The organism is Methylobacterium sp. J-043, assembly GCF_022829505.1.
Classification (GTDB): Bacteria; Pseudomonadota; Alphaproteobacteria; order Rhizobiales; family Beijerinckiaceae; genus Methylobacterium; species Methylobacterium extorquens_A.
Window position 1 is genome coordinate 72,929 of record NZ_JAKSYB010000026.1, and the last position, 21,913, is coordinate 94,841.

The 21,913-nt window shown below is 69.0% G+C and carries 20 protein-coding genes; 14 read left to right on the top strand and 6 right to left on the bottom strand.

Going from position 1 to position 21,913, the window contains the following annotated elements; translation table 11 throughout:
- Positions 1–4 precede the first annotated feature (4 nt).
- A complete protein-coding gene (fdhD, locus tag MKK50_RS02755) occupies positions 5–880 on the bottom strand; it encodes a formate dehydrogenase accessory sulfurtransferase FdhD (RefSeq protein ID WP_499020469.1) in 876 nt (291 codons plus the stop codon).
- A gap of 255 nt (positions 881–1,135) precedes the next feature.
- On the opposite strand from fdhD, the gene coxB reads away from it, so the two are divergent.
- The 12 genes from coxB to MKK50_RS02815 all read left to right on the top strand — a co-directional run bounded on the left by coxB (position 1,136) and on the right by MKK50_RS02815 (position 11,594).
- On the top strand, positions 1,136–1,975 hold the full coding sequence (gene coxB, locus MKK50_RS02760; RefSeq protein ID WP_253370939.1) for a cytochrome c oxidase subunit II: 840 nt from the start codon (positions 1,136–1,138) through the stop codon (positions 1,973–1,975).
- A 77-nt stretch (positions 1,976–2,052) separates the two neighbouring features.
- Positions 2,053–3,681, top strand: coding sequence for a cytochrome c oxidase subunit I (gene ctaD, locus MKK50_RS02765; RefSeq protein WP_253370941.1), 1,629 nt, complete (start codon positions 2,053–2,055; stop codon positions 3,679–3,681).
- Between the two features lie 165 nt (positions 3,682–3,846).
- Positions 3,847–4,800, top strand: a complete 954-nt coding sequence (locus MKK50_RS02770) for a heme o synthase (RefSeq protein ID WP_253370943.1) — start codon at positions 3,847–3,849, stop codon at positions 4,798–4,800.
- Positions 4,801–4,808: 8 nt separating this feature from the next.
- Positions 4,809–4,973, top strand: coding sequence for a cytochrome c oxidase system small membrane protein (locus tag MKK50_RS02775; protein ID WP_253370945.1), 165 nt, complete (start codon positions 4,809–4,811; stop codon positions 4,971–4,973).
- 12 nt (positions 4,974–4,985) lie between these two features.
- Complete coding sequence (locus MKK50_RS02780; protein ID WP_253370947.1) at positions 4,986–5,594, top strand: cytochrome c oxidase assembly protein; 609 nt, start codon at positions 4,986–4,988, stop codon at positions 5,592–5,594.
- 145 nt (positions 5,595–5,739) lie between these two features.
- Positions 5,740–6,597: a cytochrome c oxidase subunit 3 gene (locus MKK50_RS02785; protein ID WP_253370949.1), complete on the top strand. Its 858-nt coding sequence runs from the start codon at positions 5,740–5,742 to the stop codon at positions 6,595–6,597.
- A 126-nt stretch (positions 6,598–6,723) separates the two neighbouring features.
- Positions 6,724–7,098 (top strand): DUF983 domain-containing protein, encoded by a 375-nt coding sequence (locus MKK50_RS02790; protein ID WP_499020256.1) that lies wholly within the window; start codon positions 6,724–6,726, stop codon positions 7,096–7,098.
- Positions 7,099–7,869, top strand: coding sequence for an SURF1 family protein (locus tag MKK50_RS02795; protein ID WP_499020258.1), 771 nt, complete (start codon positions 7,099–7,101; stop codon positions 7,867–7,869).
- 83 nt (positions 7,870–7,952) lie between these two features.
- Positions 7,953–8,381 (top strand): DUF4864 domain-containing protein, encoded by a 429-nt coding sequence (locus tag MKK50_RS02800; RefSeq protein WP_499020259.1) that lies wholly within the window; start codon positions 7,953–7,955, stop codon positions 8,379–8,381.
- Between the two features lie 85 nt (positions 8,382–8,466).
- A complete protein-coding gene (gene thrC, locus MKK50_RS02805; RefSeq protein WP_253370957.1) occupies positions 8,467–9,879 on the top strand; it encodes a threonine synthase in 1,413 nt (470 codons plus the stop codon).
- A gap of 192 nt (positions 9,880–10,071) precedes the next feature.
- The gene (locus tag MKK50_RS02810) at positions 10,072–11,367 is read left to right on the top strand and encodes a M16 family metallopeptidase (protein ID WP_253370959.1); all 1,296 of its coding nucleotides are present in this window, start codon (positions 10,072–10,074) and stop codon (positions 11,365–11,367) included.
- Positions 11,368–11,447: 80 nt separating this feature from the next.
- Positions 11,448–11,594: a hypothetical protein gene (locus tag MKK50_RS02815; RefSeq protein WP_499020261.1), complete on the top strand. Its 147-nt coding sequence runs from the start codon at positions 11,448–11,450 to the stop codon at positions 11,592–11,594.
- 101 nt (positions 11,595–11,695) lie between these two features.
- Here the strand turns inward: MKK50_RS02815 and MKK50_RS02820 are convergent, their stop codons facing one another.
- The 3 genes from MKK50_RS02820 to MKK50_RS02830 are packed head-to-tail and all read right to left on the bottom strand — an operon-like array spanning position 11,696 to position 14,375.
- The gene (locus MKK50_RS02820; protein ID WP_499020262.1) at positions 11,696–13,000 is read right to left on the bottom strand and encodes a Gfo/Idh/MocA family protein; all 1,305 of its coding nucleotides are present in this window, start codon (positions 12,998–13,000) and stop codon (positions 11,696–11,698) included.
- Between the two features lie 56 nt (positions 13,001–13,056).
- Entirely contained in the window at positions 13,057–13,860 is an 804-nt protein-coding gene (locus MKK50_RS02825; protein WP_253370965.1) for a phosphatase PAP2 family protein, read from the bottom strand.
- Entirely contained in the window at positions 13,857–14,375 is a 519-nt protein-coding gene (locus tag MKK50_RS02830) for a 2'-5' RNA ligase family protein (RefSeq protein WP_499020264.1), read from the bottom strand. Before MKK50_RS02830 ends, MKK50_RS02825 begins: the two co-directional genes overlap by 4 nt.
- 136 nt (positions 14,376–14,511) lie before the next feature.
- On the opposite strand from MKK50_RS02830, the gene MKK50_RS02835 reads away from it, so the two are divergent.
- Positions 14,512–15,456 (top strand): alginate O-acetyltransferase AlgX-related protein, encoded by a 945-nt coding sequence (locus tag MKK50_RS02835; RefSeq protein ID WP_499020265.1) that lies wholly within the window; start codon positions 14,512–14,514, stop codon positions 15,454–15,456.
- 118 nt (positions 15,457–15,574) lie between these two features.
- Here MKK50_RS02835 and MKK50_RS02840 read toward each other — a convergent pair whose 3' ends face one another.
- On the bottom strand, positions 15,575–15,901 hold the full coding sequence (locus tag MKK50_RS02840) for a hypothetical protein (protein WP_253370970.1): 327 nt from the start codon (positions 15,899–15,901) through the stop codon (positions 15,575–15,577).
- A 554-nt stretch (positions 15,902–16,455) separates the two neighbouring features.
- Positions 16,456–19,794, bottom strand: coding sequence for a hypothetical protein (locus MKK50_RS02845; RefSeq protein WP_499020267.1), 3,339 nt, complete (start codon positions 19,792–19,794; stop codon positions 16,456–16,458).
- 310 nt (positions 19,795–20,104) lie between these two features.
- Between MKK50_RS02845 and MKK50_RS02850 the strand changes: the two genes are divergently transcribed.
- Positions 20,105–21,895 (top strand): acyl-CoA dehydrogenase C-terminal domain-containing protein, encoded by a 1,791-nt coding sequence (locus MKK50_RS02850; RefSeq protein ID WP_499020269.1) that lies wholly within the window; start codon positions 20,105–20,107, stop codon positions 21,893–21,895.
- Positions 21,896–21,913: the final 18 nt, after the last annotated feature.

Consider the following 21,913-nt stretch of genomic DNA (forward strand, 5'->3'; position numbering starts at 1 on the left):
CGGCTCAGCCGCCCTCCCCGGCCAGGATCAGCCGCTCGCGCCCCGAGAACACGGTCAGCGTGTCCGAACGGGCGATGGCGCAGAGCGTCATGTCGTGGCAGCGCGCCCGCTCGATCGCGAGCGAGGTCGGCGCTGAGATCGCCACCAGCACGGAGGCGCCGAGGCTCGCGGCCTTCTCCGCCATCTCGAAAGAGCAACGGCTGGTGATGACGAGAAAGCCCTCGTCCGGCCGCACGCCCTGGCGCAGCAGCGCGCCGATGCACTTATCCAAAGCATTGTGGCGGCCGACATCCTCGCGCACCGCCAGCAGCGAACCGTCGAGGTCCGCCCATCCGGCCGCGTGAACCGCGCGCGTCTCCCGGTTGAGCCTCTGACGGTCCGATAGGGCGGTCAGCGCCGTCTGGATCGCCGCCAGCGACACCTGCGGGCCCTTGCGGGAGCGGGGCCGGGCAATCGGCAGGGCGGCGAGATCCTCGATGCCGCAAACGCCGCAGCCGGTGCGTCCGCTGATCGCGCGCTTGCGGGCAAGATGCTCGCGAAGCCGCCCCGGAGCCAGATCGACCAGCAGCCTCAGGCCACCCTCGCCGGGCTCGACGGTGACGCCGCGGATCTCGTCGGGCGCCTCGATCACGCCCTCGGTCAGGCTGAAGCCGTAGGCGAAATCTTCGAGATCGGCCGGCGTCAGCATCATCACGGCGTAGGGCACGGTACCGTAGACGACGTTGACCGGCATCTCCACGGCCAGCGCGCGGGAATCGGGCCGCGCCTCGGGCGCGTCGTAGGCAACGACGAATGTTCCGACCTTGACCGACGTCGCGGGTTCGCCCGCGCCGAAGTCATCCCCGGCTTCTCGTTGAGGTTTTCCGCCGACGTCCTGCATCCGTATCCCCAGAGGCAGCCAAATTGCCCGCTGCGCAACCCTGATCCCGCGTCCAAGCGACGCTTGGGGGCGCTGTTGTGGTTGCGGTTTTTTGATCAGTATGGTTCTACGTCGCAACCGCCCATCCGGCAGCGACACGGTCACGCCGGAACCGGCAAGGCCCGCGAAACGATCGGGCAGTTCTGGGATTTGCGACGCGGGTCGGCAAATTCAAGGGCAAACAAACCATAGGCACCAGGGGAGCCAAGCGGGGACATGCGGACGACGCAGGCGCAACATCGGTTATCGTGGGGGCTCGCCGCGTTCGGCGCTCTCCTCGGTTCGTCCTCCTCCGCTCTCGCGGCCGGCATCGGTCAGCCCGAGCCGTGGCAGATGAGCCGCCAGATACCGGTCACGGCCGAGGCCGCTGACCTCCTCAGCTTCGAGCACGGACTGCACTGGATCGCGTTCGCGATCTCGGTCTTCGTTCTCGGTCTCATTCTCTACTGCATCTTCAAGTTCAACGAGAAGACGAACCCCACGCCGTCGCGCACCACGCACAACACGGCGATCGAGGTGGCCTGGACCATCATCCCGGTCCTGATCCTCGTGGCGGTGGCGATCCCCTCGTTCCGCACCCTGCGCACGCAGCTTTCGGACCCGAAGGCCGACATCGTGGTCAAGGTGGTCGGCCACGCGTGGTACTGGTCCTACGTCTACCCGGCCGAGGGCGACAAGGGCGGCTTCACCTTCGACGCGAACGTCGATGAGGAGCAGCAGCCGAAGCTGCTCGCGACCGACAACGACATGGTCATCCCGGTCGGCAAAGTCGTGAAGGTGCAGGTCACCTCCGACGACGTCATCCACTCCTGGGCGATCCCCTCCTTCGGCGGCAAGATCGACGCGATCCCCGGCCGTCTGAACCAGTGGTGGTTCAAGGCCGACCGCGAGGGCACCTATCACGGCCAGTGCTCCGAGCTGTGCGGCGCCCGTCACGCCTACATGCCGATCACCGTGCGCGTGGTCAGCGAGCAGGCCTATGCCGAATGGCTGACCGAGGCGAAGACCAAGTACGCCGCGATCGACAACGGCGCGCGCCTCGCGGACGCCCGCTGACGCTTCTCCGGGCCGGCACGCGCCGGCCGGATCTCCCTTCGCCAGAGGCGACAGACATCTGATTAAGGCAAGGATCGATGGCCACCGCCACAGCACATGCCGGGCATGACGCCCACCACGACCACAAGCCCTCCTTCTTCTCCCGCTGGTTCCTCTCGACGAACCACAAGGACATCGGCACGCTCTACCTGATCTTCGCCTTCATGGCGGGCATCATCGGCGCGTTCCTGTCCTTCGGCATCCGCATGGAGATGGAGGAGCCGGGGCTCCAGTACTTCTCCAACCCGGCGACCTACAACGTGTTCGTCACCGGCCACGGCCTCATCATGGTGTTCTTCATGGTGATGCCCGCCCTCATCGGCGGCTTCGGCAACTGGTTCGTCCCGCTGATGATCGGCGCGCCGGACATGGCCTTCCCGCGGATGAACAACGTCTCGTTCTGGCTGACGGTGTCGGGCTTCGCCTGCCTGCTCTGCTCGCTGTTCGTCGAGGGCTCTCCCGGCGCCAGCGGCGCGGGCACCGGCTGGACCGTCTACCCGCCGCTCTCCTCCTCGGCCGGCCACCCTGGCCCGGCGGTCGATTTCGCGATCTTCTCGCTCCACCTCGCCGGTGCGGGCTCGATCCTCGGCGCGATCAACTTCATCACCACTATCCTCAACATGCGCGCCCCCGGCATGACGCTGCACAAGATGCCGCTGTTTGCCTGGGCCGAGCTGGTCACCGCCTTCCTGCTGCTCCTGTCGCTCCCGGTTCTGGCCGGCGCGATCACGATGCTGCTCACCGACCGTAACTTCGGCACCACCTTCTTCGATCCGGCCGGCGGCGGTGATCCGGTGCTCTACCAGCACCTGTTCTGGTTCTTCGGTCACCCCGAGGTGTACGTGATGATCCTGCCGGCCTTCGGCATCGTCTCGCACATCATCGCCACCTTCTCGCGCAAGCCCGTCTTCGGCTACCTCGCCATGGCCTACGCCATGGTCGCCATCGGCGTCGTCGGCTTCGTCGTGTGGGCCCACCACATGTACACCGTCGGCCTGTCGCTCCAGACGCAGTCCTACTTCGTCTTCGCGACCATGGTGATCGCGGTGCCGACCGGCGTGAAGATCTTCTCCTGGATCGCGACGATGTGGGGTGGTTCGATCCGCTTCACCGCGGCGATGCACTGGGCGGTGGGCTTCATCTTCCTGTTCACGGTCGGCGGCGTCACCGGCGTCGTCCTCGCGAACTCCTCGGTCGATAAGTACCTGCACGACACCTATTACGTCGTGGCGCACTTCCACTACGTGCTCTCGCTCGGCGCCGTGTTCATCATCTTCGCCGGTATCTACTACTGGTTCCCGAAGATGACTGGCCACGTCATCCCGGAATGGGCGGGCAAGCTGCACTTCTGGCTGGCCTTCATCGGTGCGAACGTCCTGTTCTTCCCGATGCACTTCCTGGGTCTGGCCGGCATGCCGCGTCGCTACGCCGACTATCCGGAGGCCTTCGCCGGCTGGCACAAGGTCGCAACGCTCGGCGGTCACGTCTTCGCCCTGAGCATGATCGTGTTCGTCATCGGCATCGTCCTGGCCTTCCGTTCCAAGACCCGCGCTGCGGACAATCCGTGGGGCGAGGGTGCCACCACCCTGGAATGGACCCTCTCCTCGCCCCCGCCCTTCCACCAGTTCGAGACGCTCCCCAAGATCGTCGACGAGCCGGCCCACTAAGGGCGGAGCAAAAACCGAAGATCGCGAGGACCGCCCCGGCGGTCCTCGCTCTTTCCCGGAGGCCTCTCACCGCTTGAGCGAGGCCTCCCGCAAAGGGCGGCGCCACGAACGGCGCGATCCGAAGACCTTCGAAAACATCAGAACAAGCGTCACAGCACGGTTTCCATGACGAGCCTGTCGAACAGCCTGAGCGCCGACGCCGGCACCGCGTCGTTCTCCCCCGCCGCGGGGGGCGAGGTTTCCGACTTCTTCGCCCTGCTGAAGCCGCGGGTGATGGTGCTCGTCATCTTCACCGCGCTTGTCGGCATGGTGGTCTCGGATGCCACCGTGAACCCGGTGATCGCGGCGATCTCGCTGTTGATGATCGCCGTCGGGGCCGGCGCCTCGGGCTGCCTCAACATGTGGTGGGACGCCGACATCGACGCGCTGATGACCCGCACCGCCAAGCGTCCGATTCCGGATGGGCGCATCCGCCCCGACGAGGCCCTGGCCTTCGGCATCGTCCTGTCGGTCGGCTCGGTGCTGATCCTCGGGCTGGCCTCGAACTGGCTCGCCGCGGGGCTTCTCGCCTTCACCATCGTGTTCTACGCCGTGATCTACTCGATGTGGCTGAAGCGGGCGACCGCGCAGAACATCGTCATCGGCGGTGCCGCCGGCGCCCTCCCCCCGGTGGTGGGGCAGGCGGCGGTAACCGGTCATGTCGGCATCGAGTCGCTGGTGCTGTTCGCGATCATCTTCATCTGGACGCCGCCGCATTTCTGGGCGCTGGCGCTCGTGAAGAGCGGCGAATACGCCCGCGCCGGCATCCCGATGATGCCGAACGTCGCCGGCCCGGACTCCACCCGCCGCCAGATCGTGTGGTACTCCCTGGTCCTCGCGCCGCTGGCCCTCGTGCCGGTCTGGCTCGGCTTCGGCGGCTGGCTCTACGCCGTCGTCGGCGTGCTCGGCGGGATCGGCATGCTGGCGGGCGCGGTGCAGGTCTACCGGCTGCGCGAGGGTGAGCCCGAGCGCAAGGCGGCGATGGGCCTGTTCGCCTTCTCCATCCTCTACCTGTTCCTGCTCTTCTCGGCACTGCTCGCCGAGCAGGGGCTCGGATTGTTCCGCGCGGTCGCAGCGTGAGGCCCGCCATGTCCGATCTCCCCGAAGGAATTCGTCCGCTGACGGCGGAGGAGGCCAAGACCCGCCGGAAGCGCTCGGTCGCCATCGCCCTGACTCTGGGCGCCCTGGTGCTGCTGTTCTTCGTGCTGACGATCGCCAAGCTCGGGCCGCAGATCCTGCAACGGCCTCTCTGAAGGCGTGACCCGATGACGAATGTGGGCGAGAGGCAGAAACAGGCGGTGCGCGGCACGCGCTGGACCGTGCTTGCCTGTGCGGGCGTCGTGCTCGGCATGGGCGGCCTCGCCGCTGTCTCGGCGCCTCTCTACTCCATGTTCTGCAAGGCGACCGGCTTCAACGGCACGCCGCTCGTCGGCGCCGCGCCCTCCGCGCCGACGGGCGAGGCACTCGCCCCGGTGACCGTCCGTTTCGACACCAACGTGTCGAAGAACCTGTCCTGGCGCTTCCAGCCGGAGCAGTCGCGGGTCGAGGCCGTGCCCGGCCAGACGGCGACCGTGTTCTTCAAGGTGACGAATACCGGCCCCGCTGCCTCGACCGGCATCGCCGTGTTCAACGTGCAGCCGGACCTGATGGGCAGCTTCTTCGTCAAGGTGCAGTGCTTCTGCTTCGACGAGCACACGTTGCAGCCGGGCGAATCGGCCGAATTCCCGCTGGTGTTCTACGTCGATCCGGCCCTGCGCAAGGATCCGGACATCGGCGAACTCTCGGAGATGACGCTGTCCTACACCTATTACCCTTCGAAGAACGGTGCGCCGGTGGCCGAGGTGGCCAAACCCGCCGCCACGCGCAACTTTTGAGGGTTCAAGCGGCGGGCCAAGCGTGACAATGGCGCGACCGCCGCAGTAGAGGGTTTTCAACCGAGGTCCGGTCCACCGGACCTCCAAGGCAACAGGGCCCGGCCGTCAGGCGGTGACGGGCAAGGGCTGAGGGAGAACCATTGCGATGGCCGGGGCGCACGCCAAGAACCACGATTACCACATCATCAACCCGAGCCCGTGGCCGCTGCTGGGCGCGTTCTCCGGGTTCCTGATGGCGTTCGGCGCCGTCTTCTGGATGAAGGGTCTCTCCGCGGGCGGCCTCGCCATCGGCCCCTACGTGTTCGGCGCCGGCACGCTCGGCGTGCTCTACACCATGCTCTCGTGGTGGCGCGACGTCACCCACGAGGCGAATTCCGGCGACCACACCCGCGTCGTCCAGCTCCATCACCGCTACGGCATGATCATGTTCATCGCCTCCGAGGTGATGTTCTTCGTGGCGTGGTTCTGGGCCTATTTCGAGGCCGCGATCTACACCGCCGACCCGATCCAGCCGCAGCGCGTCGAGTTCACCGGCGGCATGTGGCCGCCGAAGGGCATCGAAGCCTTCGACCCCTGGCACCTGCCGCTCCTCAACACCCTGATCCTGCTCACCTCGGGCACCACCGTGACCTGGGCCCACCACGCCCTGCTGCACGGCGACCGCAAGGGCCTGAAGTACGGCCTGTGGCTGACCATCATCCTCGGTGTGCTGTTCACCGCCTGCCAGGCCTACGAGTACGCCCACGCCCATTTCGGCTTCTCGGGCTCGATCTACTCGGCGACCTTCTTCATGGCGACGGGCTTCCACGGCGCCCACGTCATCATCGGCACGATCTTCCTGGCCGTCTGCCTGCTGCGCACCTACCAGGGTGACTTCACCCCCAAGCAGCATCTCGGCTTCGAGTTCGCCGCTTGGTACTGGCACTTCGTCGACGTGGTGTGGCTGTTCCTGTTCGCCGCCATCTACGTCTGGGGCGCCGGCGCTGGCGGCGCGGCCCACTGACGGGCCAAGCCGACAGCATCCGCCGCCCTGCTTGGGCGGCAACCCTGAAGGGCGGCGTGAGCCGCCCTTTTTCACGTGCGGCGTGCCGTCCGTTACACCATACGGGCGGACAGCGAGGAGCATCCCTTGAGCCGAACCGCCACGAATCCGCCCCCCTCCCCGATCGCGACCGGCCTGCGCGGGCGCTGCCCCGCCTGCGGCGAGGGCCACCTGTTCAAGGGCTTCCTCGCCGTCAGGCCGGCCTGCGAGGCCTGTGGCCAGGACTTCTCCGCGTTCGACTCCGCGGACGGTCCGGCCTTCTTCGTGATGTCGATCACCGGCTTCGTCGTCGTCGGCATGGCCCTGTGGATGGAGATCACCTACGAGCCGCCGGTCTGGGTCCACGCCCTCGTCGCCGGCAGCCTCGCCATCGGCCTGAGCTTGGCTCTGGTGCGCCCGCTGAAGGGGCTGCTCGCGGCAGTCCAGTTCGCCAACAAGGCCGCGCAGGGGCGCTTCCGCTAGATGGCCGCTGTGTCCTCGACCGAGCGAAGCGCCCGCCTGCGCAGCCTTTGGGGCGTGAGCCTCGCGGTCCTGATCTGCCTCGCGATCCTGCTCGGTCTCGGCACGTGGCAATTGGCCCGCAAGAGCGAGAAGGAGGCGCTGATCGCCCGCATCGTCGAGCGCTCGCACGCCGAGCCACCGGCCGGTCCTCCCCCGTTCGACGAATGGGACGCGAAAGCCGATGAGTTCAGCCGGGTGCAGGCGCGCGGCACCTTCCTGCACGATAAGGAGACTCTGGTGCACGGTCTGGCACCGGGCGAGCCCGGCCGGGCGCTCCAGGGCTTCTACGTCATCACGCCGCTCAAGCGCGACGATGGGACCACCATCCTGATCAACCGCGGCTTCGTGCCGACCGAGTTGAAGCGCCCCGAGGACCGCGCTGCCGGTCAGGTCGTGGGTGCGGCGACGGTGACCGGCATGCTGCGGGCGAGCGAGACCCGCACAATATTCGTGCCGGAATCCGATCCGAAGCGCGATGCGTGGTTCACCCGCGACATCCCCGGCATCAGCGCCGCCCGCAATCTCACGAATGTCGCCCCCTACCTGATCGAGGCGGACGGGACGGCAAACCCCGGTGGCTGGCCCCGCGGCGGACAGCTCCGGGTCGATTTGCCGAACAACCACCTGCAATACGCCTTCACGTGGTTCGGCATCTCCGCCTGCCTGATCGGCGTCTTTTCCGTTTTCGCGTGGCGGCGGTTGCACGATCCGGCGGAGCCGAAGGCCGGCTGACGGCGTTGGCCCGCGTGATGCCGAGGGTCCGGCAGCACGCGCGGGAAGAGCCTCCCGCGGTGAGATCCGCGGAGTGCCCTTCGATGCGCACCGTTTTCAGCTTTCTCTTTCTCGTTTTGACCGGCGCTGCGGCCCAGGCCGACGACGCGGCCCGCAATGCCGCCCGCGCCACCATCGACCGGCAGATCGAGGCCTTCCGCCGCAACGACGCGGCGGGCGCCTATGCCGAAGCCGCACCGCAGATCCGCAACCTGTTTCCCTCGGCCGAGACCTTCATCGCCATGGTGGCGAAGGGCTACGCCCCGGTCCTACGGCCGCGCAGCTACCGCTTCGAAACGATGGGGGAGACGAGCGAGGACGAGATCGCTCAAGGCGAGATTACTCAAGGACTGAGCCTCCAGGACGAGGCCGGCCTCGATTGGGTGGCGCTCTACACGCTGCAGCGTCAGGCCGACGGACAGTGGCGGATCACCGGGTGCCAGTTGAAGAAGGCGCCGGGGGAGAAGGTTTGACGCCGCAGATGTAAGAAACCGATCCGGCCCCGCTTCGACACAGCCGAATCGATCGTGTAGAGGGAGCGCCTTCCCGGAGGCATCCTTGCTGCACGTCTCGACCCGCGGCGCCGCCGCGCCCTTGAGCTTTTCCGATGCGCTGCTCGCCGGCCTCGCCCGCGATGGCGGTCTCTACGTGCCCGAGAGCTGGCCGCAGATCGACCGTGCGGAGATCGCGGGCTTTGCCGGCATGCGCTACGCCGAGGTGGCCAAGCGCGTGCTGCGCCCGCTCATCGACGGCGAGATTCCGGACGATGCGCTCGACGGGATGATCGAGGCGGCCTACGCCACCTTCCGCCATCCGGCGATCTGCCCGCTCACCCAGATCGACGACAACCTGTTCCTGATGGAGCTGTTTCACGGGCCGACGCTCGCGTTCAAGGACGTGGCGATGCAGCTCCTCGGGCGGCTGATGGATTACGTTCTGCGCCAGAAGGGCGGCCGCGCCACCATCGTCGGCGCGACTTCGGGCGATACGGGCAGTGCCGCGGTCGAGGCCTTCAAGGGTCTCGATCAGGTCGACGTGTTCATCCTGTTTCCGCACGGCCGTGTCTCGGAGGTGCAGCGCCGGCAGATGACCACGGTCAACGCGCCGAACGTCCACGCGCTCGCCATCGACGGCAATTTCGACGATTGCCAGAACATCGTGAAGGCCATGTTCCAGCACGGCGACTTCGCCGACCGGGTGAAGCTCTCGGGCGTCAACTCGATCAACTGGGCCCGCGTCGCCGCGCAGACCGTCTACTACTTCACGAGCGCCGTGGCGCTCGGTGCCCCGCATCGAAAGGTGTCGTTCGCCGTGCCGACCGGCAATTTCGGCGATATCCTCGCCGGCTGGGTTGCCAAGCGGATGGGCCTGCCGATCGAGCGCCTGATGATCGGCACCAACGCCAACGACATCCTGGCCCGCACCCTGGAGCACGGGGCCTACGAGCCCCGCGGCGTGCAGCCGACGACCTCGCCCTCCATGGACATCCAGATCTCCTCGAACTTCGAGCGTCTGCTGTTCGAGGCGTTGGGCCGCGATGCTTCCGCGCTCGGCCGCCTGATGGCGGGTCTGAAGCAGTCGGGCGGGTTCTCGCTCAGCCCCGAGGTGCTGGGAACCGTACGCGACGAGTTCGACGCGACCGCCGTGCGCGAGCCCGACGTGGTGGACGAGATCGCCGGCACCTATCGCAAGACCGGCCTCGTGCTCGATCCCCACAGCGCCATCGGCGTGCGCGCCGCCCGCCGGCTCTTGGAGAAGGATCCGGCCACCCCGGTCGTGGCGCTGGCCACCGCGCACCCCGCCAAGTTCCCGGATGCGGTCTCCCAGGCGACCGGTGGCGGGCGCCCCGCTCTGCCGCCCCACCTCGCCGAACTGATGACCCGGCCGGAGACGGTGGCGAATCTCGCGGGCGATCAGGCCGCGATCGAGCGCTACATCACCGAACACGCCCGCATCACGCGCGGCGCTTGAGTGGCCTCACCAAACGTCCAGTCCCCGACCGTCGCCGTTTCGGCTGCGGCGGTGCAACGGGCGTTGCGTGAGAGACATTGATACGGAAACGGGGCCATCCCGGTCCGACAGGGCCGGGGCGATCCCATCGAGCCTGCGCAGTATCCGAGCGGAGACGCGCTCCGCATGACGCAGGGATCGATCGGAGTTTGCATGAACCAGCATTTCTCGACCTTCGGCGCCTCGCCCGGCCTCACCGTGAGCCGGCTCGATAACGGCCTGACCGTTGCCACCGAGACGATCCCCGGCGTTGCCACCGCCACGCTCGGCGTCTGGGTCGGGGCGGGCTCGCGGCACGAGCGGCCTGACGAGCACGGGCTCAGTCACCTGATCGAGCACATGGCCTTCAAGGGCACGGCGACGCGCTCGGCTCGGAAGATCGCCGAGGATATCGAGAATGTCGGCGGCGAGATCAACGCCGCCACCAGCACGGAGAGCACGAGCTACACCGCGCGGGTGCTCGGCGAGGATGCGGGCGTGGCCCTCGACGTGCTCGGCGACATCCTCACCCGCTCGGTCTTCGATGCGGGCGAGTTGGCCCGCGAGAAGGGCGTCATCCTTCAGGAATACGCGGCGGTCGAAGATACGCCCGACGACGTCGTCTACGACGCGTTCATCGAGACGGCCTTCCCCGACCAGCCGATCGGCCGGCCGATCCTGGGCCGGCCCGAGACGATCCAGAGCTTCGACCGCGCCGCGATCGAGGCCTACATCGCCCGCGAATATGTGCCCGAGCGCATGGTGCTCGCCGCCGCCGGCGCGGTGGAGCATGCCGAGATCGTCGAGGCGGCCGAGCGCCATTTCGGCGCCCTGAAGCCCGTCGCGGCACCCCCGGCCGTGCCCGGCCTCTACGGCGGCGGCGAGCGGCGGATGCAGAAACGGCTCGAACAGGCCAATCTCGTCCTCGGCCTGCCCGGCCTCTCCTTCCGAGACGACGGCTACTACGCGCTTCATCTGTTCTCGCAGGTGCTCGGCGGCGGGCTGACCTCGCGGCTCTGGCACGAGGTGCGCGAGACCCGCGGCCTCGCCTACGACATCCAGGCCTTCCACTGGCCCTTCAACGATTGCGGCCTGTTCGGCATCGGCGCCGGCACCTCGGGTGCGGATCTGGCCGAACTCGTCGATGTCACCATCGCCACCACCCGCGAGGCGGCGGAGCGGCTCGACGCGGCCGAACTCGCCCGTGCCAAGGCCCAGCTCAAGGTTTCCCTGCTCACGGCCCTCGAGACGCCGGGCGGTCGCATTGAGCGCAACGCCCGCCAGCTTCTCGCCTGGGGCCGGGTGATCCCGCCGCAGGAATTGATCGCCAAGGTCGATGCGGTCGAGGTCGAGCATGTGCGCGCGGCCGGCCGCGCTCTGCTGCGCGGCGCCCCGACCCTGGCCGCCATCGGCCCGGTGAAGGGCTTGCCGTCGCTGGCGCGTGTCGCGTCGGCCCTTCAGACGGCCTGACGCCGCCCTACCTCAGAGTTGTGAAGTCCGGTGCCCCGGAGGGTGCCGGACCCCGATCCCGTCGATAAAAACCACCCGCCATGAACCCCGTCGCCGTCGCGACCATGCTCGGCATCGCCCTCGGCTTCTTCGGTCTGCTCGCCTATGCGCTGACCGTGGGCGAGGCGTGGCTGCTCGCCGTCCTCGCCATCGTCGCCATTGCGCTGTTCGTGCGCTGGGGAGAATAGGCGTAGCCGCGTGGGCCTCTTCTCGGTTTGAACGCGGGCACCCCCCTTGCCGCGTGCGGTGAGAGGGGTGCGCTGCGCCGAAGCGATACCCGGAAGCGGCGTTACTTTCCCTCCAGCGCCGGTCCCCGCGTCGCATCGGCCCCCTGCCCCGTTCCCGCGAGCGGGCCGACGGTGACGGGCTGGCCGGAGCGGGCCGCCGCGTAGATCGCTTCCATCAGGATCATGTCCTGCAAGCCCTCCTCGCCGGGCGTGCGGGGGCGGCGGTCGGTCAGGATGCACTCGGCCATGTGATCGAGTTCGAGCGCGAACTGGTTCTTGGGCGTCAGCACCGGCTCGTCGCGCTGGACGTGGCTGCCCTCGCGGTGGGCGATGGTGAGACGCTGGCCGCGATAGGCGAAGGCGTTGTGCAGATCGAGCGAGCCGCCCGTCGTGTGGACCCGCAATTCGCGGCTCTCGTGGACGCCGTAGCTCGTGCCGCATTGGGCGATCACGCCGGAGGGAAAGCGGAGCGTGAAGGCGACGCTCTCCTCGACCTCCTTGAACCGCGGATCGTTCTCGGGCGTCACGATCTGCGCCTGGATCGAGACCGGCTCCTCGCCGAGCAGCGCCCGCACGCCGTTGAGGCAGTAGAGGCCGATATCCGGCAGCGCCCCGCCGCCCGCGAGCGCCTTGCGCAGGCGCCACTGCTCGGGCAGCGCCGTGGTCTGTCCGTTGAAGGCCTCGACCATCTTCACCCGCCCGAACTCGCCCGAGCGGGCGAGCCGCGCCACCTCCCGGTTGAACGGCTCGTACTGGCAGCGATAGGCGATCATCAGCTTGACGCCGGCCTTGTGGCAGGCCTCGATCATCTCTTGCGCTTCGGCCGATGTGTTCGCCATCGGCTTCTCGCACAGCACGTGCTTGCCCGCGCCCGCGGCGGCCAGCACGTTGTCCCGGTGCAAGCCGTTCGGCGTGACGATGTAGACCGCCTTGACCGCGGGGTTGGCCTTCAGCCGGTCCCACTGGTCGTAAGCGTAGACCGCGTCCGCGGGGATGCCGTACTGCGCCGCCGTGAGCTTGGCCTTCTCCGGCGAGCCCGACATCAGCGCGACGACCTTCGCTTTTTTCGCTTCACCGAAGGCCGGGAGGATTTCCTCCAGGCTCAGGCGCCCGAGCCCGACGATGGCGAAGCCGACCCGCTCGGACGGAGGCATCGGCGCGGGCGGCGGCGGGGGCGGCGCGTCGCCCGAATCGCGCCAGTTCGGGAAGACGATCCGGTCGCCCTGAACCGCACCGGTATCGGCCGGCACCGAGGGAGCCGGCGCGCCGGCGGCCCGCGCACTCCCACCGAGGCCGAGGGCCGCGCCGGTCAGGCCGGCGCCGCCCGCGAGAAGGAGGCGCCGGGACAGTTGGAGGTCGTCGCTCATGACAGGATTTCCGGCCTTGCTGATCAGGTGCCTTGCGAGCACGAGGCCGGAACGCGTCAGCCCGGCGCGGAGGTCCCTTTGAGCTGGCCGGGACCGGTCGATGCGGGTGTCGGATCGGGATCCTCCACCTCGCCCCGGCGCTGGAGCTGGAGCGCGACGAACCAGCACAGGGCCGCCCAGGCGGCGCCGACGCACCAGCCCGCCACCACATCGCTGGGCCAATGCACGCCGAGATAGACGCGGCTGATGCCGACTAGCACCGTCATCCCGATGCCGAGCGCCAGCATCAACGCTTTCACGCTGCGCCGCCGCTCGACGCGGGCGAGCAAGGTCGCGAGCGTGAGGTAGGCGATCGCCGACATCATCGCGTGGCCCGACGGGAAGCTCGCCGTGAACACCTCCATGCCGTGCGGCACGAGGTCGGGCCGGGGGCGGTGGTAGAACAGCTTGAGCACCGTCGAGACGGCTTCGCCGCCGCCGACGGCGGCCAGCACGAACACCGCGACGCGCCGCCGGCCGGAGAGCGCGAGGTAGATCACCGCCGCCGCCGTGAGGAACACGATGGTGACGACGCTGCCCCATCCGGTGATGTCGCGCATCGCCTCCTCCAGCCAAGCGGGCCCGAGCGGGTCCGAGAGGTCGGCGGGGTTGCGCAACCCGAGCAGGATCTTGCGGTCGAGGGCGGCAGTGGAGCCTTCGCCGACCTCGCGGGCGAGCGCGAAGAAGCCGTAGCCGAGGGTGCTGACGAGAAGCAGCGACACCAGCGGCCCGACCTCGTTGAGGTGAAGCCGCAGCCAGACGGCGGACGAGCCGCGCCAGAGGGCGCCGCCGCCGGTGCGTGCGATACCGGGCAGTCTCATGCCGCATCCCCGAATGCGATCGTGGCGATCCGCTCCCACGGGCCGCCGAGATAACGCCATAGCAGCACGCCCGGTGCCCGGAAGTGCGAAGGTTCGAAGTCCTGGGCCAGCGCGGCATGCAGCGCGCGGGCGGTCTCGGGGGCGACCTTGTTCTGCACGGTGACGTGCGGACGCCAGCCCTGCCGATCCTGCGCCGTGAGACGATCGCGGAACGCTGCCGCGACCCGCTGGCGGAACGCGGACAACGCGTCCGATTCCAGCGCGTAGGCAACGCCGCGCCCGGTGAAACGCACCCCCGTCACCGCGACCTCCGGTGCGGCCTGGGCGCGGGCCAGTGCTGTCACCGTCTCGGTCATGCCCGCCGCATCCTCGCCCGGCAGGTGGTGGAACAGCGTCGCGTGGGCGGGGATGTGGTTCAGCGCCTCGGGGAAATGCCGCCGCCGCAAACCGTCGAAGGTGGCGAAGGCCGCCTCGTCCATCTGCAGGGTCAGGATCAGCGGGGCGGGCTCGGGCAACGCTTGAACTCTCGGTCGAGGCCGGGGCGCCCGGCGCGGGTCCGAGCAAGATGGCGCGGCGCAGGGAAGGTTCCAGCCGGCGACGTGTGATGCGCCTGCGCTGTTCAGCCGGCCTAGCTGCGTCTAGGACACTGCCATGGCCCGCAGGAAGAGAGAGATCGTCCACCGGGGACGCGACGGATGGCTGTTCCTGATCGGGGGCACCAACGGGGTGCTCCTCCAATACCGGCGCTCGCTCGCCGTATGGTGGCACCTGCGCCGCTGGGCGCGACTGATCGAGGCGCGGTCCGCTCGCGCCCAGGCGCTCGGCATCCGCTACATCCACACCATCGTGCCGGAAAAGCTCTCGGTCTACGACGACCGCACGCTCGACCTCGACTACGACGCGCGCCTGTCGCCGGCCCGGCGGCTCGCCCGCCGTCTCGACCGGATGGGCGGCTTCGTCGATCTCGTCGCGCCCCTGCGTGCCGCCCGTGACGGGGCGGAACCGCTCTACCGCCTCACCGATTCGCACTGGACCTACGAGGGATGCCTGATCGCGTGCCGGGCGCTGCTGCGGGCCTGCGGTGCCGTGGCGCCGCCCGATATCGCCGAGCGCCCGCGCTTTCCCCATGACGGGCTGTGGGATCTCGGCGACAAACTGCCCGACCGGCCGCGGGAGACGGTGGTGAACTGGGCGGTGCACCGCGACGCGTCACGCGCCTATGCGAGTCCCCTCGTCGAGTCCTACGAGGCGGAGGGCCGGGCGGGCGACCTCCATGTCGGCGCCCACGTCATCTACCGGAACCCCTCCCCCCAGGCCGACCCGCGCACCCTGGTGCTGTTCGGGGATTCCTACGCGCATTTCGCGCCGATCATGCTGACCAGCTTCCTCGCCGAGACCTTCCGCGAGATGCACTTCATCTGGTCGTCCAGCATCGACTGGGGCTACGTCGAGCGGGTGCGCCCCGACATCCTGATGTTCGAGATGGCCGAGCGCTTCCTCGTCCGCATCCCGAGCGACGATTTCGACGTCGCGGCCTACGAGAAGCCGGGGATGGAGAAGCCGGCGCGTCAGGCGGAGATGGCGCCGCTGGTCTGACGCAGAACGGCGCCCCTCGAGCTGAGGAGCGCCGAATGATGGCTCAAACGATGCTCTAGGCTATTGTTTTTGCATCATCTTTTTCCGAAAGCGGGAAGCCACCTTTCGGGATGATGCTCTAGCGCGAGCACACCCGCTGGCGGGCAGGGCCGCCGCCGCCGGCTTGGTAGCTCTTCGCGTGGCCGATCGAGCCGGTCATGTCCTGGGTCGGATTACCGCCGCCCCGCTTCACGACGATGTCGCAGTAGCCGGATGGGCCGCCCACCGCGAGCGGAAGCGCGCCGAAGCCGCCATTGGCGATGCGGGCTGGTTCCGGCGGGACGATTTGCGACGGCAGCGCGGTCCAAGTTCCCTTCTTGGCGCGGGCCGACTGCGCCGCGACCGGTGCCACCGTGGTCGCGAACGCAAGAAGGAGGACGGATGCGTATGATGCAAAGCGCAGCATGTTCTGCTCCTCTCGTGTTCAATTGCCGATTAATTTCGAAGCAAGAGCACAAGTAACATGCAAATCGCCCAAGGAAAGTGTGTTTGAGCACAATATTGTGATATATTTTAATCCGAGGAAATATAATTATATTAGAACGGATTAAAACGGATACTCGGCCGTACAATAGAGATACGAGTAGGCTTGGCGGGGTCCCGGCGTACGGCTGATGGCATGAGCCTCACCGTCGGGCCGCTCACGGAGGTTGGCGCTCTCAGGCGCTCACCGGTGAACTGGACATCGAGCCTGCGCGTGTACGGTTTCGCGCCGATCCGCCGGCTCGTTTTTTGGTCTGCGCAGGCTGGGACTTGTCGGACAGCGAAGACAAGAAAGGCCGCGTTCCCGTCGGGAACGCGGCCTTTCTTGCAGAGCCGTAACGCTGTGCCTGCCGGCGTCGGCTCGGCGTCTTTCATACCGAATCCGGTTGATCCCGTCGGGATAGCGGATTTGGGCTTCGCTCAGGCGCCGCGCGGGCTTGCCGATACGGTCCCCGCTTGAATCAAGCGGAAACCGTATCAGACCCCGAAGCGCTTCTGCGCCGATTGTGACGCGGCGGTCGGCATGCCGGGTGACGGCGCGCCCATCAGGGACATCCCCGCTGCGGCGGTGGCCTTCTGGGACGGCGCCTCGTTCGCGGCCGGATCGACGGGTTTCGCCTTGAAGCCCGAGGCGAGGCTCTTGGCCTCGGCGAGATCCTTCTGCGAGAGCTTGGCGGCGACCTCGTCCCGCTTGCGGCCCGCTTCCTGGTCCCCCTGGATGGCGGCGGCCGAGAACCAGAGATAGGATTGGACGAGATCCTGCCCGACGCCGAGGCCACGGGCGTAGAGCACGGCCAGGTTGTACTGGCTGTCGCGCACCCCGTGTTCCGCGGCCCGGCGGAAGGCGTTCGCGGCGGTCACGAAGTCCGCCTTGCCGTTGGCCGCCGGGTTCTCGGCATGCATCACGGCGAGGTTGTGCATCGCGCGGATGTTGCCCTGATCCGCGGCGCGGCCGTACCAGCCCTTCGCCTTCTCGATGTCCCGGACCACGCCCGAGCCCTTCTCGTAGGCGTTGCCGACCTTGAACTGAGCCGGCGCGTAGCCGGCATTGGCGAGCCGCTCGTAGAGCTTGGCGGCGATCGCGAGGTCGCGCGTCACGCCCCGGCCCTCGGCCTCGCGGGAGGCGAGTTCCCAGACCGCGGCGCCGTCGCCGTCGAGCGCGTCCTGCTTGAGCTTGGACAGGGCCGGCGGTAGGCCGGTGAGGTCGGGGCCGAGCACGCTCATGCCTGCGACCTGGGGCAAGCCGCGCTTGGCCGTCGCGGCTTTCGGCTCGGCGAGGGATTGGGTCGTCGCCGGATCGGGCGTCGTCTGGGTTCCGCCTTGGGCCGATGTCCCGATCTGGGGGGCGGTCGCGGGCGCAGCCTGGGCCTGTGAAGACGCCGCCTGAGCGGGCTCGGCCGTGGTCTCGGTGCGGCTCACGGTGGCGTCGGCGGAGGCCGCCGGCGCGGTGCTCGCCACCGGACGGGCCTCCGGTGCCGCCGGGTCGACGGTCGGAGCGCCCTTGCCCGCGTGGAAGGCTTGGTAGGCGCCGAGCGCCAGCACCACGGCGGCGAGGCCGAGCAGGAGCGTGCGGCGGCGGCCGTCGAGGGCACCGCGGATCCGCGAAAGCGGCGTCGTCTCCGCGCCCGGCACGCGGGCCGGGGCGACCTTGTCGCGCAGGCGCGCCGTCAGCGGGGCCTCGGAGGCCGCTTCGGTCTGCGCCGCCTGTGCGGCACGGCGTGCGGCGGCGATGAAGCTCGTCTTGATGTCGGCGCCGCCGGTGGCAGCGGGGCTCGCTTCCGGCGTGGCCGGGCGGCCGGGTCCGGGCCGGCCGGCACCGGGCTCCAGAAGCTCTTCGGACAGGCGGCTCGCATCCGCCCCGCCGACCTCGTCGGACGGCGCAGTCCGGTTCGGGCGGGGGAGGTTCTGGGAAGACTGCTGAGAAGACGGCTGGGCGGCTGGCTTCGGGGCGGCGGGGCGCTCGTGCGCGACGCGCTCCTGATCGACGCGCTCGGCCGAGGTCAACGCGACGGGCGTGCGCTCCTGCGGGGCGGCGGCGGTGAGTGCCGCGGACGAGGTCAGGGTACGGTCGAGCTGCTCGCTCAGCCGCATCAGCACCGTTTGGACGCCCTCCATCGTCGATTGGAGGCGTTGGTCCGCGCCCTTCTGGCTCGCCCGCATCTCGGCGAGATCGGCCCGCAACAGCTCGAAACCGCCGCCGGCCGCAGGCGGGGCAGCCGAGCCGGCCACGGCCTCGCGGACCGCATGCGCGACGGTGGCCTCCAGATCGGTTCCGTTGCGCAGGGCCGTGACCTGGGCGAGCAGGTCGCCCATGGAGCGCTCGAGGCGCGCCACGGCCGGATCGGTGTCGCGCGGCGCTTCGAGGCGGCTCGCCAGGGCGAGGACGTGGCTTTCGAGGGCATCGAGCCCGTTGCCGCCCGCGCTGACGCGATCGACCTTTTCGGCCACCCCTTCGAGCCGCTCGATCAGCTCGCCGACGGAGCCGGTCTCGGCCCCGTCGAGCCGCTCGGCGAGCGCCTCGAAGCGTCCGAGAAGCGCGCCGGGAATCTCGCGGGATGAATCGGGCGCCTTCAGCTCGCCGCGGATCTCCTCCAGCAGCGGCTTGAGGGTGGCGATGCCCGCATCCTCGTCCCGCTGGAGCTGCGCGATCTGGGCGCTGATCGCCTGCACGCCCTGGGCGAGGCTCTGGATCCGCTCCGGCCCCGCCAGGGACGCCACGAGGCGGCGGATCTCGTCGAGTTCGCGGAAAACGGCGTCGAGGGCGCTCTGGTCGGCCGGGCCGGACAGGGCCCCGGAGAGGACGGCATCGACCTTGCCGGCCAAGCGCTCCACCTCACCCGCGATGCGGGCGTGGACGTTGTCCGCCACGTCTTCGGCGATCCGCTCCACCTGGAGGCGCATCAGCTCGACCGGTGCGGCGATGGCGGCGAGTTCCTGCGGCGCACGCGCCCGCTGGAGGTCGCTGGCGACGGCCTGCATGGTCTGCTCCAGCTCGCTCACGTCGCGGCCGGTGGCGAGGCCGCCGAGCGCGTCGCGCAGCCGGTTCGTCTCGCGCTGCAGTTCGGCGACGGCCGGGGACGGCTCCTGGCCGGACCTTTCCTCGGCCTGCGTCACCGAAAGCGGCGCGGGGCCGTCCTTCGGTTCTCCCGCGCTGGCGGCGTTCCATTCGGCGATGCCCTCTTCCAGCTCGCGCTGGCGGCGGCGCACCTCGGCGACGGCATCGCGGACCTCGCTGGCGAGCGGGCGCCCGCGCCGGCCGAGCGGCCGGGGCGTGTCGAGCTGGCCGGCGATCTCGCCCATCTTGCGTTCGATGTCGGCGATGCGTCCGGCGATCATTTCCGGCGCCGCCGGCTGGCGGGCCGTGGTCAGCCGCGCCTCGATCTCGCCGATCATCCGGGCGGCGTCGGCCTTGGACGCCTCGCGCTCCTGGCTGATCGAACGGTCGAGGGCATCGAGCCGCCGCATCATCGCGCCGAGCGAGGCTTCGAGCGACGTCGTTTCCGCCGCTTCAGCCGCCGAAGCGCTCTGAGCGGCCTCGCGGCGCTTGTGCTGCGGCCCGTCCTTCCGTGGGGTGGGTGCGGGCGCCTTCTCCGTCGCCCGGCCTCCGACCTGCCGGGCCGTCTCGGCGCCGGCCTCCCTGGCCTGGGGCACAGCATCCGCGCGCCGCCGCCTCGGGCCCGGCTTCGACGGGTCGGGCGTCGCCACCGAGGCGATCCAGCTCTCCAGCGGCACCCCCGCTCGCCGGGCGACCTCGCGGGCAGCCGCGAGTACCTCCGGGTCGAAGCTGTCGAGGCTGATCGGGGCAGTCTGTTTCATCTCGCGGAGATCCGAAGTCGGCGGCTTCCGGTGCCCGGCGGACCAACGTTTCGCGCGAGGCGTGAAGCGGCGGACTGCGGTTCGGACTGCGACGACCTTTTCCATTCTTGGTAAATGCCTGGTTAAGGGTGTGAGCGAAGGGCCGCGCTTTTCCGGGACGGGCCTGCATGGTGGCGCGCGGGTCGCACCGGGGACCGGCCCGGCCGGCTCTTGCGAAGCCGCCGCAGGATAGTTTACATATGAACTATCGAGGATCGGAGCCCGCCGAATCGGTGCGGCTCGCCTTAAAAAGATGCGGGAGGCTGACGCGATGCCGAGCTACCGGGCCCCGGTCGAGGACACCCTGTTCCTCCTCAACGACGTTTTCGCGATCCATCGCTACGACAATCTCCCCGGCTTCGCCGACGCCTCCGCCGACCTGGCCCAGGCGGTGCTGAGCGAGGGCGGCCGGCTCGCGGGGGAGGTGTTCGCGCCGCTGAACCTGTCCGGCGACCGGGAGGGGTGCACCCGCCGGGAGGATGGCAGCGTCGCGACGCCGAAGGGCTTCAAGGCGGCCTACGACGCCTACGCCGCCGGCGGCTGGATGGGCCTGTCGATCCCCGAGGAGTTCGGCGGCCAGGGCCTGCCGCACGTGCTCAACACGGCGATGCAGGAGTTCGTCTCCGGCGCCAACCTCGCGCTCAGCATGTATCCCGGCCTGACGCAGGGAGCGATCGCCGCGCTGCTCGTCCACGGCTCGCAGGAGCAGAAGACGACCTACCTGCCCAAGATGGTCGAGGGCGCCTGGACTGGCACCATGAACCTCACCGAGCCGCATTGCGGCACGGATCTGGGCCTGCTGAAGACCAAGGCGGTTCCCAACGGCGACGGTTCCTACAGCCTCACTGGCACCAAGATCTTCATCTCGGCGGGCGAGCACGACCTGTCGGAGAACATCGTCCACCTCGTCATCGCCCGCATCGAGGGCGCGCCGTCGGGCACCAAGGGCATCTCGCTGTTCGTGGTGCCGAAGTTCCTCGTCGACACGGACGGCTCCGTGGGCGAGCGCAACGCGGTCGCCTGCGGCTCGATCGAGCACAAGATGGGCATTCACGCGAACTCCACCTGCGTGATGAACTACGACGGGGCGAAGGGCTGGCTCGTCGGTGAGGCGAACCGCGGTCTGGCCGCGATGTTCGTGATGATGAACGAGGCGCGGCTGGCCGTCGGCGTCCAGGGGCTCGGCCAGTCTGAGGCCGCCTACCAGAACGCGGTCGCCTACGCGCAGGAGCGTCTCCAGGGCCGCTCGCTCACCGGAGCCAAGGCACCGGACAAGGCCGCCGACCCGATCATCGTCCACCCGGACGTGCGCCGCACGCTGATGCAGATCCGCGCCTTCAACGAGGCGGCGCGCGCGCTGATGCTCTGGACCGCCCTCAACTCCGACATCGCCCACCGCTCGCAGGATGCGGCCGAGCGGCAGGCGGCCGAGGACATGCTGGGCCTGATGACGCCGGTGGTGAAGGGCGTGCTGACCGACCGGGGCTTTGCCAACGCGGTCGAGGCGCAGCAGATGTTCGGCGGCCACGGCTATGTCGAGGAATGGGGTATGTCGCAGTTTGTGCGCGATGCCCGCATCGCCATGATCTACGAGGGCGCCAACGGCATCCAGGCGATGGACCTGATCGGCCGCAAGCTGCCCAAGGACGGCGGCCGGGCGATGATGGCCTTCCTCACCGAGGTGCAGACCTTCATCAAGGACCACGGCGAGGACGAGGCGATGAAGCCCTTCGTCGCGCCGCTCCAGCCCGCACTGAACGACCTCCAGGCCGCGGTGATGTGGCTGATGCAGAACGCCTTCTCGAAGCCCGACAACGCGGGCGCCGCCGCCACCGACCTGATGCACCTGTTGGGTCAGGTCGTGCTGGGTTACATGTGGGCCAAGATCGCGAGGGCGGCACTCGCCAAGAAGGCGGAGGGCGCCGACGCCGAGCGGATGGACGCCAAGCTCGTGCTCGGCCGTTTCTTCATGGAGCGGATGCTGCCGGAGACGGGCCTTCGCCTCGCACGGATCAAGGCCGGCGCCGAGACCACCATGGCGCTGCCGGCCGAGGCGTTTTAAACGCTGCCGAAAACCCTC

What these genes read in the sequence shown, in the direction of transcription:
- fdhD (WP_499020469.1), bottom strand. Translation starts at nt 880, where the DNA reads ATGCAGGACGTCGGCGGAAAACCTCAACGAGAAGCCGGGGATGACTTC.
- coxB (WP_253370939.1), top strand. Translation starts at nt 1,136, where the DNA reads ATGCGGACGACGCAGGCGCAACATCGGTTATCGTGGGGGCTCGCCGCG.
- ctaD (WP_253370941.1), top strand. Translation starts at nt 2,053, where the DNA reads ATGGCCACCGCCACAGCACATGCCGGGCATGACGCCCACCACGACCAC.
- MKK50_RS02770 (WP_253370943.1), top strand. Translation starts at nt 3,847, where the DNA reads ATGACGAGCCTGTCGAACAGCCTGAGCGCCGACGCCGGCACCGCGTCG.
- MKK50_RS02775 (WP_253370945.1), top strand. Translation starts at nt 4,809, where the DNA reads ATGTCCGATCTCCCCGAAGGAATTCGTCCGCTGACGGCGGAGGAGGCC.
- MKK50_RS02780 (WP_253370947.1), top strand. Translation starts at nt 4,986, where the DNA reads ATGACGAATGTGGGCGAGAGGCAGAAACAGGCGGTGCGCGGCACGCGC.
- MKK50_RS02785 (WP_253370949.1), top strand. Translation starts at nt 5,740, where the DNA reads ATGGCCGGGGCGCACGCCAAGAACCACGATTACCACATCATCAACCCG.
- MKK50_RS02795 (WP_499020258.1), top strand. Translation starts at nt 7,099, where the DNA reads ATGGCCGCTGTGTCCTCGACCGAGCGAAGCGCCCGCCTGCGCAGCCTT.
- MKK50_RS02800 (WP_499020259.1), top strand. Translation starts at nt 7,953, where the DNA reads ATGCGCACCGTTTTCAGCTTTCTCTTTCTCGTTTTGACCGGCGCTGCG.
- MKK50_RS02810 (WP_253370959.1), top strand. Translation starts at nt 10,072, where the DNA reads ATGAACCAGCATTTCTCGACCTTCGGCGCCTCGCCCGGCCTCACCGTG.
- MKK50_RS02815 (WP_499020261.1), top strand. Translation starts at nt 11,448, where the DNA reads ATGAACCCCGTCGCCGTCGCGACCATGCTCGGCATCGCCCTCGGCTTC.
- MKK50_RS02820 (WP_499020262.1), bottom strand. Translation starts at nt 13,000, where the DNA reads ATGAGCGACGACCTCCAACTGTCCCGGCGCCTCCTTCTCGCGGGCGGC.
- MKK50_RS02825 (WP_253370965.1), bottom strand. Translation starts at nt 13,860, where the DNA reads ATGAGACTGCCCGGTATCGCACGCACCGGCGGCGGCGCCCTCTGGCGC.
- MKK50_RS02835 (WP_499020265.1), top strand. Translation starts at nt 14,512, where the DNA reads ATGGCCCGCAGGAAGAGAGAGATCGTCCACCGGGGACGCGACGGATGG.
- MKK50_RS02840 (WP_253370970.1), bottom strand. Translation starts at nt 15,901, where the DNA reads ATGCTGCGCTTTGCATCATACGCATCCGTCCTCCTTCTTGCGTTCGCG.
- MKK50_RS02845 (WP_499020267.1), bottom strand. Translation starts at nt 19,794, where the DNA reads ATGAAACAGACTGCCCCGATCAGCCTCGACAGCTTCGACCCGGAGGTA.
- MKK50_RS02850 (WP_499020269.1), top strand. Translation starts at nt 20,105, where the DNA reads ATGCCGAGCTACCGGGCCCCGGTCGAGGACACCCTGTTCCTCCTCAAC.